General features: G+C 42.6%; 12 protein-coding genes. 10 read left to right on the forward strand and 2 right to left on the reverse strand.

Going from position 1 to position 17014, the window contains the following annotated elements; translation table 11 throughout:
* The first annotated feature begins 119 nt into the window (after positions 1–119).
* From R8G66_18370 to R8G66_18405, 8 genes are all read left to right on the forward strand, one after another.
* On the forward strand, positions 120–335 hold the full coding sequence (locus R8G66_18370) for a hypothetical protein (protein MDW3194347.1): 216 nt from the start codon (positions 120–122) through the stop codon (positions 333–335).
* Between the two features lie 363 nt (positions 336–698).
* Positions 699–1790 carry a BF3164 family lipoprotein gene (locus R8G66_18375; protein ID MDW3194348.1) on the forward strand — a complete coding sequence of 364 codons (1092 nt, stop codon included), beginning with the start codon at positions 699–701 and terminating at the stop codon, positions 1788–1790.
* Entirely contained in the window at positions 1787–2341 is a 555-nt protein-coding gene (locus R8G66_18380) for a hypothetical protein (protein MDW3194349.1), read from the forward strand. The genes R8G66_18375 and R8G66_18380 overlap by 4 nt, the downstream gene beginning before the upstream one ends.
* The gene (locus tag R8G66_18385; GenBank protein MDW3194350.1) at positions 2338–2892 is read left to right on the forward strand and encodes a hypothetical protein; all 555 of its coding nucleotides are present in this window, start codon (positions 2338–2340) and stop codon (positions 2890–2892) included. Before R8G66_18380 ends, R8G66_18385 begins: the two co-directional genes overlap by 4 nt.
* A 2-nt stretch (positions 2893–2894) precedes the next feature.
* Entirely contained in the window at positions 2895–3281 is a 387-nt protein-coding gene (locus tag R8G66_18390; GenBank protein MDW3194351.1) for a DUF1573 domain-containing protein, read from the forward strand.
* A gap of 16 nt (positions 3282–3297) precedes the next feature.
* Entirely contained in the window at positions 3298–4329 is a 1032-nt protein-coding gene (locus R8G66_18395) for an efflux RND transporter periplasmic adaptor subunit (GenBank protein MDW3194352.1), read from the forward strand.
* A gap of 18 nt (positions 4330–4347) precedes the next feature.
* Complete coding sequence (locus R8G66_18400; GenBank protein MDW3194353.1) at positions 4348–7440, forward strand: efflux RND transporter permease subunit; 3093 nt, start codon at positions 4348–4350, stop codon at positions 7438–7440.
* A gap of 3 nt (positions 7441–7443) precedes the next feature.
* The gene (locus R8G66_18405) at positions 7444–10443 is read left to right on the forward strand and encodes an efflux RND transporter permease subunit (GenBank protein MDW3194354.1); all 3000 of its coding nucleotides are present in this window, start codon (positions 7444–7446) and stop codon (positions 10441–10443) included.
* Between the two features lie 159 nt (positions 10444–10602).
* Here R8G66_18405 and R8G66_18410 read toward each other — a convergent pair whose 3' ends face one another.
* Positions 10603–11448, reverse strand: coding sequence for a hypothetical protein (locus R8G66_18410; GenBank protein MDW3194355.1), 846 nt, complete (start codon positions 11446–11448; stop codon positions 10603–10605).
* Positions 11449–11789: 341 nt separating this feature from the next.
* Between R8G66_18410 and R8G66_18415 the strand changes: the two genes are divergently transcribed.
* Positions 11790–14504, forward strand: coding sequence for a CHAT domain-containing tetratricopeptide repeat protein (locus R8G66_18415; protein MDW3194356.1), 2715 nt, complete (start codon positions 11790–11792; stop codon positions 14502–14504).
* Between the two features lie 181 nt (positions 14505–14685).
* On the opposite strand, the gene R8G66_18420 is transcribed toward R8G66_18415, so the two are convergent.
* Complete coding sequence (locus R8G66_18420) at positions 14686–15456, reverse strand: mechanosensitive ion channel (protein MDW3194357.1); 771 nt, start codon at positions 15454–15456, stop codon at positions 14686–14688.
* A gap of 228 nt (positions 15457–15684) precedes the next feature.
* On the opposite strand from R8G66_18420, the gene mtaB reads away from it, so the two are divergent.
* Positions 15685–17004 carry a tRNA (N(6)-L-threonylcarbamoyladenosine(37)-C(2))-methylthiotransferase MtaB gene (gene mtaB, locus R8G66_18425; GenBank protein ID MDW3194358.1) on the forward strand — a complete coding sequence of 440 codons (1320 nt, stop codon included), beginning with the start codon at positions 15685–15687 and terminating at the stop codon, positions 17002–17004.
* Positions 17005–17014 lie beyond the last annotated feature (10 nt).

Below are 17014 nucleotides of genomic sequence, written 5' to 3' on the forward strand. Positions count from 1 at the left end.
GCGCCTTAATCACTGATTATGAGTTATTTAAGCAATTCACTTAAGTGTTGCAAAACCGAAAATTATATTTTACATTTAACTTAATTAGTTATTTATATTAATACTAAAAAATCAATCTTATGAAAAAGTTAGTTTATTCTTCACTCCTTGTTGTAGGTGTCACGGTTGTAGGGTTTGCAGCCACTGTCGGCGGAGGAACTTGTTGGAATACCGTATCTGACGGTGACCAGTATGGCGACGTATGCAGAAGCCAGGAATGCACCTACATGAAAACGATCGACACTTCCGTAGGTGAATGGACCAATTGTGGTATTGCCGTAGTTGGAATAGAGTAATTGAAGGCATCCGGTTACAATCAATTGTAATCTGTGCTGAAAGGAGAGTGATTTGCAAAAAAAATGTAAGTCACTTTCTTGTATAAAAACCAGCCTTAATCGCGTAATAAATCAACCTAATAAACATATGCATCTGTTTGCCTCTCCAATTGATTAAAGTCAGGACATACTTTTCTGCTTAGACCCTTTTGAGTGTCTAAACCTACTGAAAACGTGTTGTTTCAGTATTTGGTCACAGGAATACGGATCAGTACATAATCACCCGTGAAATCGCAGTATTGCCCTGACTGAAGTGTCAAAAGATGAAAGACTTTCTTACCTCAGAAGGCTTCTACTTCTGTACGATAAAACCCTAACCATTAGATGAAATCAGCAATTTTATTTACCGTAGCAACGTCACTTCTTTTCTATGGTTGTAGCCTGAAAAAATTTGACAATAGCATTCCTGGTTATAATTCCGTATTCATGAAAGAAAAGCCCAATATCACTTTGGAGGGCATACCTATCGGACCCAGTGATTATTTCAGAGATCCCGATGGAATAGCGGTCATTCAGGATACTATTCTCCTGGTCACGGATGGCAAGACTGAAGATGCCATTCATTTTGTGAATATCCGCACCCAGGAATTGATCAAAACTTACGGTAAAATCGGAGAAGGCCCCGGAGAATTGGCCACCCATGTCGTCCCCATGTATCTGGAGTCGCAAAGCAATGTTATTGAATTGCTGGAACCTGCAAAAAAAAGACTGGCAACCTATTCTATCGATAGCCTATTAAATGGTTCTGATAGTTACTTTCCAAGTTTTGCGGTAGGTCCACCGGAAATAGGATCGCCTTTGGGCATGACCAGGATCGATGAGGAAAATTTTGTCATCAATGCCAATTTTCCATGTTCACGGCTCTTAAAGTGGAATTCGAGTTCCGACCAACTGGATTGTTCCCCTGGTGTTATTCCTCTGGATGACATTGATCTTGGTCAAAAAAGTAATTTGACCTATGAAGTCATGGCCGTTCGACCTGATCAAAAACTGATTGCCACGGCCATGTACAAATACAACCGAATTGACATCTATAACCTGGAACTCCAACATCAATTTGCCATCGTTGGTGACCAAAACTCAAACCCGTTTGACTATTGTAAAATCATCAATGGTAAAACCAACTGTGAGTATCAAAAAATGGAGAAGTTTTCCAGCGCTGCGATATATGCTTCTCAAGACCATATTTATGTATCCAGGCTGGTGCCGCTCAGTAGAAATCCACAAAATATTTATGATCACGAGGTGGTGTTACTTGTCTTCGACTGGGAAGGAAATTCCGTAGGACGTATGTCACTGGGCAGATTCGTTTTCTCATTCACCGTAGACGAAAAAAACAAGAAGTTATACGCCATTGATGATCAATTGACAAAGCAAATGATCATTGAATATAACCTACCAGATTTCAAAGCATGATCAAAAAAAGTTACCTGTTTTTCCTGACCGGGTTATTAACCCTCGCCTATGCTTGCGAGGCACCCAATGCATCTGTGGCCAAGCCAGAGAAGGAAATCAATATTGATGAATACAAGGCCTCTTTAATAGGCAAAAAGATGATTTTGGTAGATAGTCTGACCCAGATCAATCGCCATGAATTCGTCGTACGAGAGAAGCCTCTGACGCTGGTGGCCTTGTATGTCGCGAGCTGTAATCCATGCCTGATCAAGATGAAAAAATGGAAAAAGTTACTGGTACAATCCGAAGACCTGAACAAAGCTAATATCGTTATATACGCGAAAAATTCCCTGAACTGGTATTTCGATCATCAGGTGAATGAGGTAAATGAATTCCCTTTTCCGGTTTATCATGATCCCGCTGATATATTCGCCAGGACCAATGACGCACCCGAACTCACCTACATCAGATCCGTCCTGCTCGACGAGACAGGAACCGTGATATTCGCTGGTAATCCCATGGATGAGCAAGAAGATTTTAATAAGTTATTTGAAATCCTTAAATCCTATTGAAGCGCTTGAAAACGGCTTATCCATTTGGAGTATTTAGTGCATTGATCCTTTTACTTGCATGCCAACCAACAACAGGTAATCTGGATTATTATCCGGAACTAAAAAACCGGTTTATCCAATTTTCATCGAACGACCTGACTCCTATCAACACCGAAAAGGATCCAGATTATTTCAGGGGAAACCAATCGCCAATTGTCCTGATCGTTCTGAAAGGAAAATGCGAAAACTGTCATCTGGAACTCAACCAATGGCAAGCGATAATCACTGAAAACCAATGGGAAGATCAGGCCAATTTCATGGTCATCATCGAAGAGGAAATCAGCTATCTATTAGAACACGAAATCAAATCCGGAGCGAAATTCTCTGTCCCTATTTATCACGATGTTGATGGAAGCTTCATTGCCAACAACTTTCTCAAACCTTTAGTCTATGAGCGTGCAGCAATCCTTAATTCCAATCGTACGGTTCGGTTCGTGGGTTCTCCACTGCTCAAACCTCATTTGAAAGACCAGTTTTTGAAGAGCGCAGGATTGAAACAATCATATTTCTGAACATGCATTTATCCAAATCAATTTCAGTGTTGTTCCTGATCATTTTTCTGGGCTGCAATCAGCAATCACAGCAATATGATGCCACGACCATTGAGGTATCCTCACCTGTTGATATCGGCGATGTTCCACTCGGTATTGCTCACAGATTCACCATCTCTATCGTGAATACGGGGCAAAACCCCATGCAAATCGGAGATGTAATGGTCCCCTGCACGTGCACAGTACCTACCTGGGAAAAAGCAGCCATTGATCCTAATGAAAACACTGAAATATCTATTGAATTTACTCCGGGTGATCTTGGCTTTTTTCAGGAAGAAATCATGGTTACCGGAAACTTTGAATCCACTTATGTGAAATTGACGGGAAATGTGTTGCTTCAAAATTACTAACCTCTTTTCGTGGCTTATGTTATCTCTTTTACTCGCTTGCGATGTGGAGACGAGATATGAAGCTTCATCGACCTCAAGCCCAGCACAATACAATGAACCCTATGATGTGCAAATTGCTCCGGTGAAGTCTGGCAATTTTGAAATCACACTGAGTTTTCGTGGAAAACTTACCTCGTCGCGTTCGACCATCATGCAATTTCCTTCTTCAGGAGTCATCGAACAGTTGAAGGTCAACAATGGAGATTTGGTCCGTAAAGGGCAACTGTTGGCAAAACTCAACGATGAGAAAGAAAGCATCAACCTGAAGAAGGCTCGTAACAACCTTCGAAACGCGAATCTATCCAAAGAATATACCAAGATTGGATATGCGCCATCCGGAGAAAATATATCCGAAAAGGCAATGGAAGCCATCAACTTGCAGTCGGGATATGAAGCGGCACTTCTGGCCATTGAGGAAGCTGAATTAAACCTGAAAAACCGAGAGATTTATGCCCCTTTCGACGGGAAGATTGTTGATTTGAAGGCCCGGCAATTCGAAAATTCGAATGACCATGAATTCTTTTGTCGCATTATTGACCCCAACAAACTTGTTGCCAGCTTTTCCATCGTAGAAGAAGAGATCCGAGCCATTCGGTCCAGTGAAAAAATTTCAGTCAGTTCACACATTGATCCTTCCAACATATATCATACCACTTCATTCTCCATCAACCCAGTCGTGAATGAAAATGGATTCTCAGAAGTAAGTGCGGAGTTTGAAGTTGACCCTGACCAGATCTGGGATGGAATGAGCGTAAATATCAATGCAATCAAGACGTTTAAAAACACGCTGTTTATCCCTAAAAGTGCGGTCGTAAGACGGAATGACCAAAACGTGGTGTTTACCCTGACCAAGGGTCTTGCAAAATGGAATTATGTTGAATTAGATGAACAGAACCAACATTTTTGGTCCATTTCATCTGGGCTGACTCCTGGAGACACTGTCATTATTTCTGGCAATCTCAACCTGGCTGATGGTGTCCCTGTGAATATCACCGATCCAAGACTATAACCATCAAGGTCCCGAGTCATGAGTCAGTCTACACCTTACTTATCCTCATTTCGAGCAAAACTCATTTTCATATTTATTTCTGTAGCAGGGGCATTCAGTATTTTTTTCCTCCCAATCAGTTACCTACCCAGTGACCACAATTCCACAATATCGATCCGTTTTTCATGGTCAAAAAACAATGCGATTGAGTTGGAGCGAGAGATCACCTCCCGAATTGAGGCCAGGTTGTCTTCCGTAAGGGATATCAACAAGATCAGATCTTACTCATTACCCAATTTCGGATTGATCAATGTCACCATCAACAACCATATTGACATCAATCATAAGCACCACGAGATCATCAAGCTCTTACGGTCTTTCCATTCGGAATTACCTGATGACACCAAAATCGAAACACCCGTCATTGTTAAATCCGACCAGAATAACTTCATTCTGGCAATCTCTTCTTCTTTGAGCTCTGAACAGTATTGGGAAGTTCTAGACTCCTTGCTGTATGACTTTAAAACCATAAATGCGCGACTTATCCATCCGATAGTGCAACATACCCCTCACCTTCGTTTAACACCCAATACACCCATCTTTAATCTCAGTTTAGGACCAGAACAAGTTCAAAACGCATTTTCATTCCGAAAAGGAGAAACGCTGCTTGGACATCTGGCTGATTCAAAACCAGTCGTACTTAAGAGTCAAAGGGAATATTCAAGCCTTGATGAAATACAGGTTCACAATGATCTTGGAAAAGAATTTCCTTTATGGCGACTTTTTTCATGGAGCCAGGTCCGACCAAAGGCGCGCACTATCCACAAAATAGACGGATTACCTACGAGATACCTTCAATTTACCTATCCCAAAACCGAAAACCCAATTGTCTTTAACAACATACTGAAGAGGATTCTGAAAAAATATCAGCATGACAGAAAGCGAGCAGGTGTCCATCTCGACCTGGTCAATAATCCTGTTCAAAATTTCGAGGATGAACTCAAATCAATTGCAATCAGGGTGATCATCTCTCTTTTTATGCTGGTACTAGCTACCTATTTCTTCTACAAAAACCTAACCTATGGACTCATTGTCCTGACTTCTTTGCTGATCACTGTACTGAGTTCCACCGGAATTATTTACCTGCTGGGGATAGAAATCAATTTGTATACGTTGGCAGGAATTGCACTGTCTTTCGGATTGATCGTCGATAACATGCTTGTAACCCTGCATCACATCGTCTCTGGTCAAGCCATTAATTACAGGTTCGCAATCACGGCAGCAACCATCAGCTCCATCGGTACCGCATTTACTATATTTCTATTACCCGACGAACAAGCTTTATTGATGGAAGGCTTCGTCTATATAGTGACCATTAGTCTGTCTTTTTCTTTGCTGGTAAGTATCTTACTCATTCCCCATCTGGTTCAACCACCTTCAACTGTACAAAAGAAACCGGAATCAGCTAGAAAAATAGGTTCCATGATAGAAAAGCCCTACTTGTGGGTTTCTACCAAAGTTTTAACCGGCAGAAGGTTGATATTTCCCGTATTAGTGCTGGTATTTGGTCTTCCAGTTTATTTGATCCCTTCTGAAATCAATACTGGAACAGCATTGGACCAACCCTATAATGAACTAGCTTCTTCGGATTATTTCAATACTCAACTCAGACCCTTTCTTAGCAATTATTTAGGGGGATTCAGTACAAGGTTCAAGCAACATATTGAGAAAACGGAAGGCATCTCTTTCACGCCGGAACCTCCTCAAACACTCAGGATGTCTTATCAATCCCCCGACCGGATTGAAACGGATCATGTGATCCAGATTCATAATGAATTTGAAACCTACTTGAAATCATTTGAGCAGGTAAAGTCATTTGTAAGTACGATTGAAGAGCAATCGTTCAATATAGAGGTATTTTTCAGTGAAAAGAATGCTGACACGTTCCCAAGAGTCTTGGCGGGCTTGCTTCAACAAAAAGCCTCGCAACATTCCGGAGCACTGTTCAAAATCGCCATCAAGGATTTGTACCTCAATTCAGGCTGGTTTGAAGTGAATAGTTCGGGACTCAGGATAAAAGGCTACAATTACGATCAGATTTTAGAGCTATGTGCTGACATTGAACGTCAGCTTTCCAACAATGCTCGCATCGAAAACATCAGTCTTACCAGTGATGGGAAATCGGATTTGACGTACATCTTGCAGTTGGCTTCTGATGACTTATTATCTTTTGACCAACATTTCTCACAACACGCCCTATCAAATGTTTTGTCCGTACACTCCACCGGAGAAACCAATGTTTTCAGTGGAAAGCTTGGAGAAAATCAAGTAACGATCAACATGGAACACGGTTCCAGAGACTTTTGGTCATTACAGCGGTACCCCATAGCGGTCAATAGCACGAACATCCGACTCGAACGAAATATCGACATGGTCCCCAACAAGCGTGAGCCCTACATCGAACGCCTTAATCAACAATACATCGTTGACCTGACGTTTGATTACCTGGGACCAAACATCCAGGCATCCCGGTTTCTGGATGGTCTGCTTCTTGATATTAATGCCACTTTTCCTGTGGGATTTAAAGCCGAAAAAATACCCTATGGAAGTGGGAAATTCTCAATAGCTAATCAAAGATTAACCATCATTTTCGCTATCCTGATCGTATTTGTGATCAGTGCAATTCTCCTGGAATCCATAAGAACAGCACTGAACCTGGTATTTTATCTATTGCTCTCACTTGTTGGTGTTTTTATCGGTTTTTTAATAACGGGATCAACCTTTGACCTGGGGGCTGTAACGGCAGTTATTTTTCTATGTGGGCTCATTGTAAACAATGCATTTTATGTTCTAACAGAAATCCAGGTTCGGGTCAAATGGAAAAGGGTAAGTAACTCTAAAGAAAAAGCAGCGATCTGGGTGGAGGTCTTGAAGCTAAAGAGCCCTTCTATCCTGATGACCTCCGTGACGTCAATCATTGGACTGCTGCCCTTTCTATTTCACAATTCAATTAATCTTTTTTGGTATCAGTTTTCCTTATGCACCGTGAGTGGGCTATCCTTTTCATTGTTGATATTGTATTTATTGCTACCCTGCATTTTTGGTTCCTCCATCTTTACACAAAATAACTAGCCCTTGCTCTCCTTCTTAATCAAACGACCCGTTGCTGTTGGCATGACCATTTTTACGCTATCGTTGCTGGGAATGGTCTCTTTTCTGAAAACTCCGATATCCATTTTACCCGAAATAGAGATCCCAAGGATATCCATCGTTCTGGAGTTCGAAAATTCTGACCATTCGGACATGGCTAATGTTTTGGTGGAACCTATGATCTCGAAGCTGTCACAAGCGAATGGCCTGGAGGATATTACAGCTATGCTCGATGATCAAAAAGTAAAATTTGATCTCACTTTTGCATTCGGGACAGACATGGATTACGCATACCTCGAGGTGACAGATTTGTCGGATGTTATCCTGAAAGACAATCCCTATCGATATAATCGCCCTGCGATTTTCAGGCACAATTTATCGGACCTTCCGATCCTTTTCATACATCTGTCATCCCAACAATCCTCCAACTCCATTGAATTCTCAAAACTTTCCGATTTCGCTTACAATAGCCTGAAAAGACGACTGGAGCAATTGCCAGAAGTTGCTTTTGTAGATATCGCCGGAGGACAATTCGAAGAAATCACAATTACCCCAAAGATGGAAACCCTGGCCTCTCTCAAAGTCGGTGAAAGTGCCATTTATGACGCCCTGGATAGACAAAACCTTGATTTCAAAACCTACTCAATCAAAAACGGCAATTACTTTAGAACCTTACGGGTAAACAGTAAAATAACCAGTCTCGAAGATCTTCAAAATATTGCCATACAGATCGGTTCGAGGATATTTAAACTTCGTGAACTCGCAGAAGTATCGGTAAGACTTAAAAGCAATAACGGACAAATTTACTCGAACGGAAATCGAGCAGTTACCCTGGCGATCATCAAATCGGGATCATCAAGAATTGATGAGCTAAAAGCGCAGATCGATCAAGTGATCGGCGATACACAATCACAATTTCCAAACCTGCAGTTTCATCTCACCAGAGATCAATCTCAATTGCTGAATAATGCACTAGGCAGTCTGAAGATGAGTCTGATACTGGGGATATTATTTGCGGGTCTGGTTGTCTACTTTTTGAACCGCAACACATACCACACATTGATCATCCTCTTGAATGTTCCGGTAGCACTGGCCATCACTTTTTTATTCTTTGAACTTTTTGGGCTGACAATCAACATCATCACCCTCTCTGGCCTGACTATTTGCGTTGGATTGATGATTGACAATACAATCATCGTACTGGACAATATTGTTCGAAAACAAAGCCATCAGGACCTGTTACTGGCCACAGAAACCGGAACACTAGATGTGGTCAGGCCATTGTTGACCTCTCTTCTTACCACTTGTTCTCTTTTCTTTCCCTTGATTTTCCTGAGCGGCCTCGCAGGTGCTCTATTTTATGATCAGGCAATGACCATTTCTGTTGGACTTATGGTTTCCTTTCTGATCGCCATCACTTTTCTTCCCACAACCTATGTCTTCTTACGAAATAGGCATTCGACCTACTCGAAAGGAAGGGACTATCTGCTAGCCAAATATCACCAAACCCTATCGTTCACCTATCAAAATTCCAGAATCACTCTATTGGGATTTTTGGCATTTTTGATGGTTTCGGTCCTCTTCTTTTGGGATTTGCCAATAAAGAAGTTTCCGAAAATCTCGGAAGACTACACGGTAATGGCGCTTCAATGGGAGGAATTTTATTCCACCGAACAGATCCAGGGACAGATCCAGAAATTTCATGAAGCATTTCAGGAACAACTGGTCACTTTTCATGCATATATCGGACCAAATGATTTTCTATTAGACGAATCAAAAGACCTCAAAACCAACGAATCCAAAATTATTTTCAAGCCAATTACTGAAACTCCTTACCAAGAATTGAAGGAACAAATGCAGGCCTACCTCTCCCATTATCACCCATATACAACATATGATATTCATCAATCGAAAACTTCCATATCCTACGTGTTTTCAACAGACGAAGAATCGGATATCATCCTATACCAACGGCAAGCCATTGGTGATCAGTCAGCCAGTGAAAAAATCATTGCGGCCATTGAAGAGATCAATTCTGAAATAGAAGCTCAACGCACCGTATCCAGGGAAAAGATGTTTATCAACTATGATGATCAAAAGTTAATTCAATACAACGTGGACCCAACATCCTTGTCTAACAGGATCAGACTCTTGCTGGATCAACTTCGGCCAAAATCCATCAACTCAGGCGATCTCCAAGAATCGGTCAGGATTATATCCGGGTCTGATGAACTTGAGCAGCTCCTGGGAACTGCTCAAATCATTAACCAGGATTCAGTCTTTATACCATTGAGAAACCTGATCTCCGTAAAATTCAGACGTGTACCCAACAAACGTTTTTTTGATCAAAAAGGAGAATTTGAAACGCTCGAATTGAAGAACATGAAGGAAGATCAGGCAAATGAGCTTAAAAAGCGCTTCAACCGCGAATTCCGAAATGAATGGTTGGCATATGATCGACAATCATCTCGTCTATTTGACTTCCTGAATGAACTTATTCTGGTTTTTGCCATGTCGATTGCGTTACTCTACTTTATCCTGGCCATTCAATTCGAATCATTAATACAACCGCTGATTGTCCTATCAGAAATACCTATTGGCCTTTCAGGAGGTCTCTGGCTACTCTTACTGGCGGGTGGTACACTGAACGTCATGGCCGGAATCGGACTGATCTTTTTAGCCGGGATCATGATCAACGATTCCATTTTAAAAATCGAGCAAATCAACAGGTTGAAGGTAAGCTTTTCTCTCGACGAGTCCATCAAAACAGCGGGCAAATTCCGCTTTAATGCCATTGTTTCAACCAGCTTCACCACCATAGCGTCATTGATTCCAATCATCGTGCTGGGTAGTCAAGGATCAGAGCTTCAGCGTCCTCTGGCACTGGTACTGGTCGGTGGCATGATTACTTCCACGATCGCCAGTCTTTATCTTATTCCTACCATCTACAAATTGATCTACAACAGAAAACCTCACAACCTTTAACAGGGGTCAGGTCTCGTCATTTTTATCGACAGGTCCGGGCCTTTGAGAGCCTTCTGATCATTTCATGCAGGTATTGAAAAGAAACGAGCAAAGGGCACTCCCTCTGGGAGCACCCTCATACCTACCTGAAAAAACTAGGAGACTAGCAGCTCCTAACTATTATCCTCGTCTGCGTCGACCTCTTACCGACAACTCAATTTCTTCACTTACACCATCCTGAGTTTTCGTAGCAAGATTGTCACACTCACCATCGCCATAATCGATCGTAGCTGTGCTCTCTCCTACGGTGAACATTTTCACACCTGATACGGGTACAAATACTCCCGCTCTCCAGCAAGCTCTCTGGAAAACAATATCTTCAGTGATAGCCATACTGTAGCTCACTCCTTCGCGATTAACTCCGGAAGCTGATCCACTGACAGTGGTCACATGATCTCCTGACGCATCAAAAGACCAAACACGTGTTTTCTGTGCCTCTCTAGTGGCTGATGTTCCGTCACCAAAAGTTAGTTTACCTCCTGTTAGAGTGATATCTACGGTAATGCTCAGGTTTTCTGCATCAACGGCTGTCACCGTTTTGGTACGTGTTCCTTCTACTTGCGTACTGTCTACAAAGAAGTTGTCAAAAGTGACGCTACGGAATGACCCTTCGGTTCTTCGGTTCCCATCGTAAGTCACGATGATCTTACCGGACCGAACACGTCCTCTTTTTCCCTCACATCCGTCACCAAAATCAATGGTAATGATCTGATTGACGGTATCTCGCTCTACGGTGGCGCAATCTAAGATCTCATCTCTGGCACCCATTTCGGTCCTTCCAAAACTCAATTCGAACAATTCGTCTGCGGCATCTGTGATGGTCGTCACATCCTCCTCGGCGGACTCCATGGTCACCTCCGTGGCAAAATCCAAGTCAATAACTTCCGACTCGGAGATCGCTGAATCTTCACAAGATACCAGCGCAAAAGCAATAACTGCGGTCAATAAAAAGGCTACTCGTTTCATACTATTATATGGTTTTAAAAACTGTATTTCTTAATCTGTTTTCGCTAGCTTAGAGTGACCTGCCTGTGAAAGGTTTAATCGGGTTTAAAAAAAAATTCAACTTTTTTCTGCAAACTGGGTTCTTTCGGCTTCAATTCAAGCGACTAAAATGAAATTTCAAAAACCAATTTTCTCAAAACATACCTCTCACCCCTTTCAAAAGGGGATTTTAGGCTTTTTTGCAAATTCAATTTTGGACGAGACTCTTTTTCACATCAGGCGCGAGAAGTCATGAAATTTTATCCATAAGCTATTACTTTTGAATCAACCTGATGGTCAAAATCCCGGTATAGTTAAACTGAATGAAACCAGTTGCCTTTTTTAAACCTCTCCTATGTAGCCTGTCGCTATTGATCCTTTTCAACAGTCATGCACAGTATGACTTACTGGAAAATGCCGTTGAAACGTTCGAACAGGGAGACTTTGCAGGCGCTTATGAGCAGTTTTCATCAGTCGGAGCTACCTTCAAAGATCTTGGTGAAAATCAACTCTACTCCCTGTGCCAATTGCGCATGGCATCCTGTCAGATATCGCTAGGCAATTTTCAGGAAAGTAAATCACTGGCGGAAAACGCCCTAAACTTCATCAATACCAACCTGTCGAATCAAGCCTTGCTCCAGGCTGAGTCTTACTCGCTGATCGGGGAATCAGAACTTAACCTGGGTCGGAATGACGTGGCCTTGGAAAACTTATTAGAAGCAGAACGACTTTTCCCAAAAGAACCAAGCGCCTTTCTGGCAGAGTGTTATGAAGACCTGGGACTGACCTACTGGAATAATCAAAACTATGATCTGGCCATCCAGTACCACGAGAAAGCATTGGACATGCGGCAAACGCTGTTTGGCAAGCGATCACTAGCCGCCGGAGATTCCTACAATAATCTGGGCATTACCTACATCGAAGAAAATCCATTTCAGGCTTCCTTATATCTTACCCGCACTCGCCAGATCTACGAACAAGAATTAGGGACTGATCATCCTAAGGTTGCTTATTGTTTACTCAATTTGGCACGCGCCAATGAAGAGCTCAACAACTTCGCCGAAGCTTTGCAATTGGTGGAGTCCGTTCAAGAAATTTGGAATGAACAATACGGCGAGGAAGACCATCCGAATAAAGCCTTCACTTTAAGCGCATTAGGACGGACCAATCTGGAATCAGGTGCTTTTGATGAAGCAGAGAATGCCTTGCAAGCTTCTCTTCAAATGTACATTCGGATTTACGGTGACAAACACCCGGATGTGAGCAATGCCTATGCCTTGTTAGGCCAGTTTTTCTACGACCAGGGAAAATGGAAACAGGCGATTAGATATTATGATCAATCCATTTATGCCAACCTGTCTGATCAAGCACCCGGAAGCAAGAGACAACTACCTAAATTACAAGGTTATTTCAACGTAGATGCTTTATTACAATCATTGATTGCGAAAGCGCGTGCCTATGAGAATTTTCACATAGACAAGAGCATGCAACCGGCACATTTGCAAATTGCCCTGAACACCTTTGCTCAGTGCGATACCCTGATTGGACAAATTCGTCAGTTGCGTCAAAATGACAATGATAAGCTCCGGTTGGCCAAAGATGCCAAGGATGTGTATGACAATGCCATTCGCATATCACTGATGCTGGCCAATCAGCCTTTTCAGGAAAAGAAATACCATGAAATCGCATTCAACTTCAGTGAACGTAGTAAGTCTGCCGTTTTGCTGGAAGCCATTTCCGAGACCAAAGCCAAAGGGTTCGCAGGGATTCCTGATCAGCTGATCGAGCAGGAAGATAGTCTTAAAAATGAGATCTCTTATCTCAATCAGAAACTGGCTGCTAGTTCGAAAGAGGAAGAACAAAATGCGTTAAAAGGCCAATTATTCACCTATCAGGCCGCCTACAGAGAATTCATCGATCAATTGGAAGAGGATTATCCGAAGTACTTCGACCTGAAATACAACACGCAAATGGCGACGGTGGCTGACCTTCAAAAAGCACTTCCCGAAGGGCATGCGATCCTCTCTTATTTTGAAGGGGAATCCCGACTATACACCTTCATGATCACGGCAAATGGACTGGAAATTTTCAACAAACCGAAAGGTGACGATTATCAAAAACAGCCTACTGGACTAAGAAATGCCATCAAATACAACATTCAATCCGCTTTTGAAAAATCAGCTAAAGCACTGTATGAATTGTTGATCCCTGATTTACCGAAGGACATCAACCAGCTCGTTATCATCCCGGATGGTGTTTTGGGTACCATCCCATTTGAAGCATTGGTCAACCCCACATCAAGTGGTGATCAATATAAGGACCTGACGTATTTACTAGTTGAATACGACGTGAGTTATGACTATTCCGCCACCCTCTTTGCGGAAAGAATGCGTCCTGCAGAAGAACGGCCAACTTCACAGGACATCTTACTCATGGCTCCGGTAGAATTTGATCGTTCTACAGGAATGGCTACACTTAAAGGCACAGAGAAAGAATTACAATCCATTCAGTACCTCTTCCAGGGAAACGACCTCCAGGTAGAATCCCGCTTGATGGCCAATGCTTCTGAAAACTTTGTCAAGGGCCCCACGCTGGATCAGTATAAATATCTGCACTTCGCCACGCATGGTCTGGTGCATGAGTCCGAACCAGAATTGTCTAGGATATTTCTCTCTCCTTCCGATGGAGAAGATGGTTCGCTATACTCAGGTGAGATCTACAATTTGAAAATAAACGCGGAACTCGTGACCCTTTCTGCTTGTGAAACTGGTCTTGGTAAAGTGGCTAAGGGGGAAGGAATCGTTGGGCTATCTCGTGCCTTGCTCTACGCTGGTGCAAAAAACCTAATTGTATCCCTGTGGCCAGTGGCGGATGAATCAACTTCAGAATTGATGATCGAGTTTTATCGACAGCACTTGTTTTCGGCCTACAGCATGCACTTTGCCGGCGCATTGAGAGAATCCAAACTGACCATGATGCGCAGTGAGGAGTTTCAACGCCCCTACTATTGGGCGCCGTTTATTTTGGTGGGGATGTAAGGAAGTAAAACACTCTTTTCCCCTTATGGAGTTATCCCGGAATGGAGTAAGAAGAAGTACTTTCGATTTTGTAGGTAATAACATTTGCAAAGGCGAACAACTCAAAACTTAAGATAGCAAACAAAAAATCCCCCGCTAGTGCTAACGGAGGACCTTCTCTTACTTGTTGACGGCTAATGTCTTAATTATTGTGCACGTGCACATCCATTTGTGGAAAAGGGATGTTGAGCCCTTCTTGCCCGAAAGTCTTGTACACGTTTTCATTCATATCGAAGAATACACCCCAATAATCACCGGATTCTACCCATACACGAACGGCAAAGTTGACAGAGCTGTCTGCCAATTCTGAAACGGCGATAAAGGGTTCAGGGTCCTGCAAAATGCGGCTGTCTGCATCGATCAGCTTTCTGATCACTTCTTTGGCCTTATATACGTCATCACCATAACCAATACCAATGGTCCAATCAACTCGTCGGCGAGGCTCCGTTGAATAATTCGTCATAGAGGAGTTAGCCAATTGCCCATTTGGAACGATGATGGTTTTGTTATCCGGGGTTTTCATGATGGTATTGAAAATCTGGATCTCATTAACGGAACCGATGTATCCGGCAGCATCAACTACATCTCCAACTTTGAAAGGTTTGAATAACAAGATCATGACGCCCCCAGCGAAATTCTGAAGTGTTCCCTGCAACGCCAGGCCTACTGCCAGGCCAGCCGCTCCAAGAATGGCCACAAAACTGGTCACTTCTACACCGAGAATACCAATGACCGTCAAAATCAAAGCGACCTTGAGAATGATTGATAAAATCGACTTAAGAAAGGGAGTCAATGAAGCATCAACACCACGACGTTCCATCGTTCTATTGACGAAATTGACGATAATCCCGATGACAATGAACCCAATGATCAACGTAATGATCGCGCCGATCACTTTTGGTCCGTATTTCATTACGAAGGCCAAGATTACTTCCGGCGAAATTGAAAAGTCTTCCATAATATTTTAGGTAGTGAATTTTCAGGCAATATAATCGCACGTCGTTGAGAACCGCACCAAATTCTCGATTATCCATCCTGAAGGCTCGACAGATAAGCGAATTTGACGATGAGTTAAATGGTCGGTAAAACAAGCTGCTTCACAAGAAATCCATATCTCATATTACCTCGCTATCTTTGCACCATGAGCAAACGAGTGGCTTTTTACACGTTGGGGTGTAAGCTCAATTTTTCTGAGACTTCTACGATTTCGAGGATGTTTCAGGACCGTGGATTCGAGAAGGTGGACTTCACGGAGGCGCCTGACATCTTTGTGATCAACACGTGTTCTGTGACTGAAAACGCCGATAAAAAATGCCGCAAGATTGTGAAAGAAGCCAAGAAGATCTCTCCTGAATCCTATGTGACAATTGTCGGTTGCTATGCCCAGCTAAAGCCTAAGGAGATCAGTGAGATCCCTGGTGTAGATGCTGTACTCGGTGCTGCAGAGAAATTTCGAATGTTCGAGTTTCTGGACGAGTTCATTGCTACTAATAAACCACAAGTTTTTGCTTCTCACATCAAAGAAGCCAACACATTTACCTCCTCCTATTCTTATGGAGATCGTACGCGAACGTTCCTGAAAGTTCAGGACGGCTGTAATTATGGCTGTGCTTTTTGTACCATTCCTTTGGCTCGTGGAAAAAGCAGAAGTGATACCATCGAAAACATCGTCAGGCAAGCGCAGGAAATTGGCAAAACTGATGTTAAAGAAGTCGTATTGACAGGTGTCAACATTGGAGACTTTGGTATTCAGAATGGTCGCAGAAAAGAGACGTTCTTGCAATTGGTGCAGGCATTGGATCAAGTAGAAGGTATTAACCGCATTCGCATTTCATCCATCGAACCTAATCTCCTTTCTTCGGACATCATTCAATTCGTAACGAATTCTAACAAGTTTGTGCCGCACTTTCATATTCCTCTACAATCTGGTAGCGACGACATCCTGAAGAAGATGAATCGACGTTACCTGACCGGTCTTTACAGAGATCGTGTAGAACAAATCAAAGCTTTGATGCCGCATTGCTGCATTGGCGTGGATGTGATCACCGGCTTCCCCGGAGAAACGGAAGAAGAGTTTTTGACGACTTATAAGTTCCTCAACGAACTGGACATTTCTTACTTACATGTCTTCACCTATTCCGAACGTGCCAATACAAAGGCCATCGGTATGGAAGGTGTGGTTCCTCAGAAAGTACGGAATGAACGATCTACAATGCTCAGAACACTCTCCGAAAAGAAAAGGCGATACTTCTACGAGCAACACCTGGGTGGTGAATTCAATGTGCTGTTTGAATCACAAGAAGAGAATGGACAGATTGAAGGTTTTACTGAAAACTACATTCGGGTTACGGCCAAATACGACCCTCTACTGGTAAACGAAATCAAGACCGTCCAATTGACGCAAATCAATGAAATCGGCCAGGTAGAAGTGACGGAGCCTGCTGAGGTTTTGGTGCATTAGGAACACTGTT

Source organism: Cytophagales bacterium (genome assembly GCA_033344775.1).
Classification (GTDB): Bacteria; Bacteroidota; Bacteroidia; order Cytophagales; family Cyclobacteriaceae; genus JAWPMT01.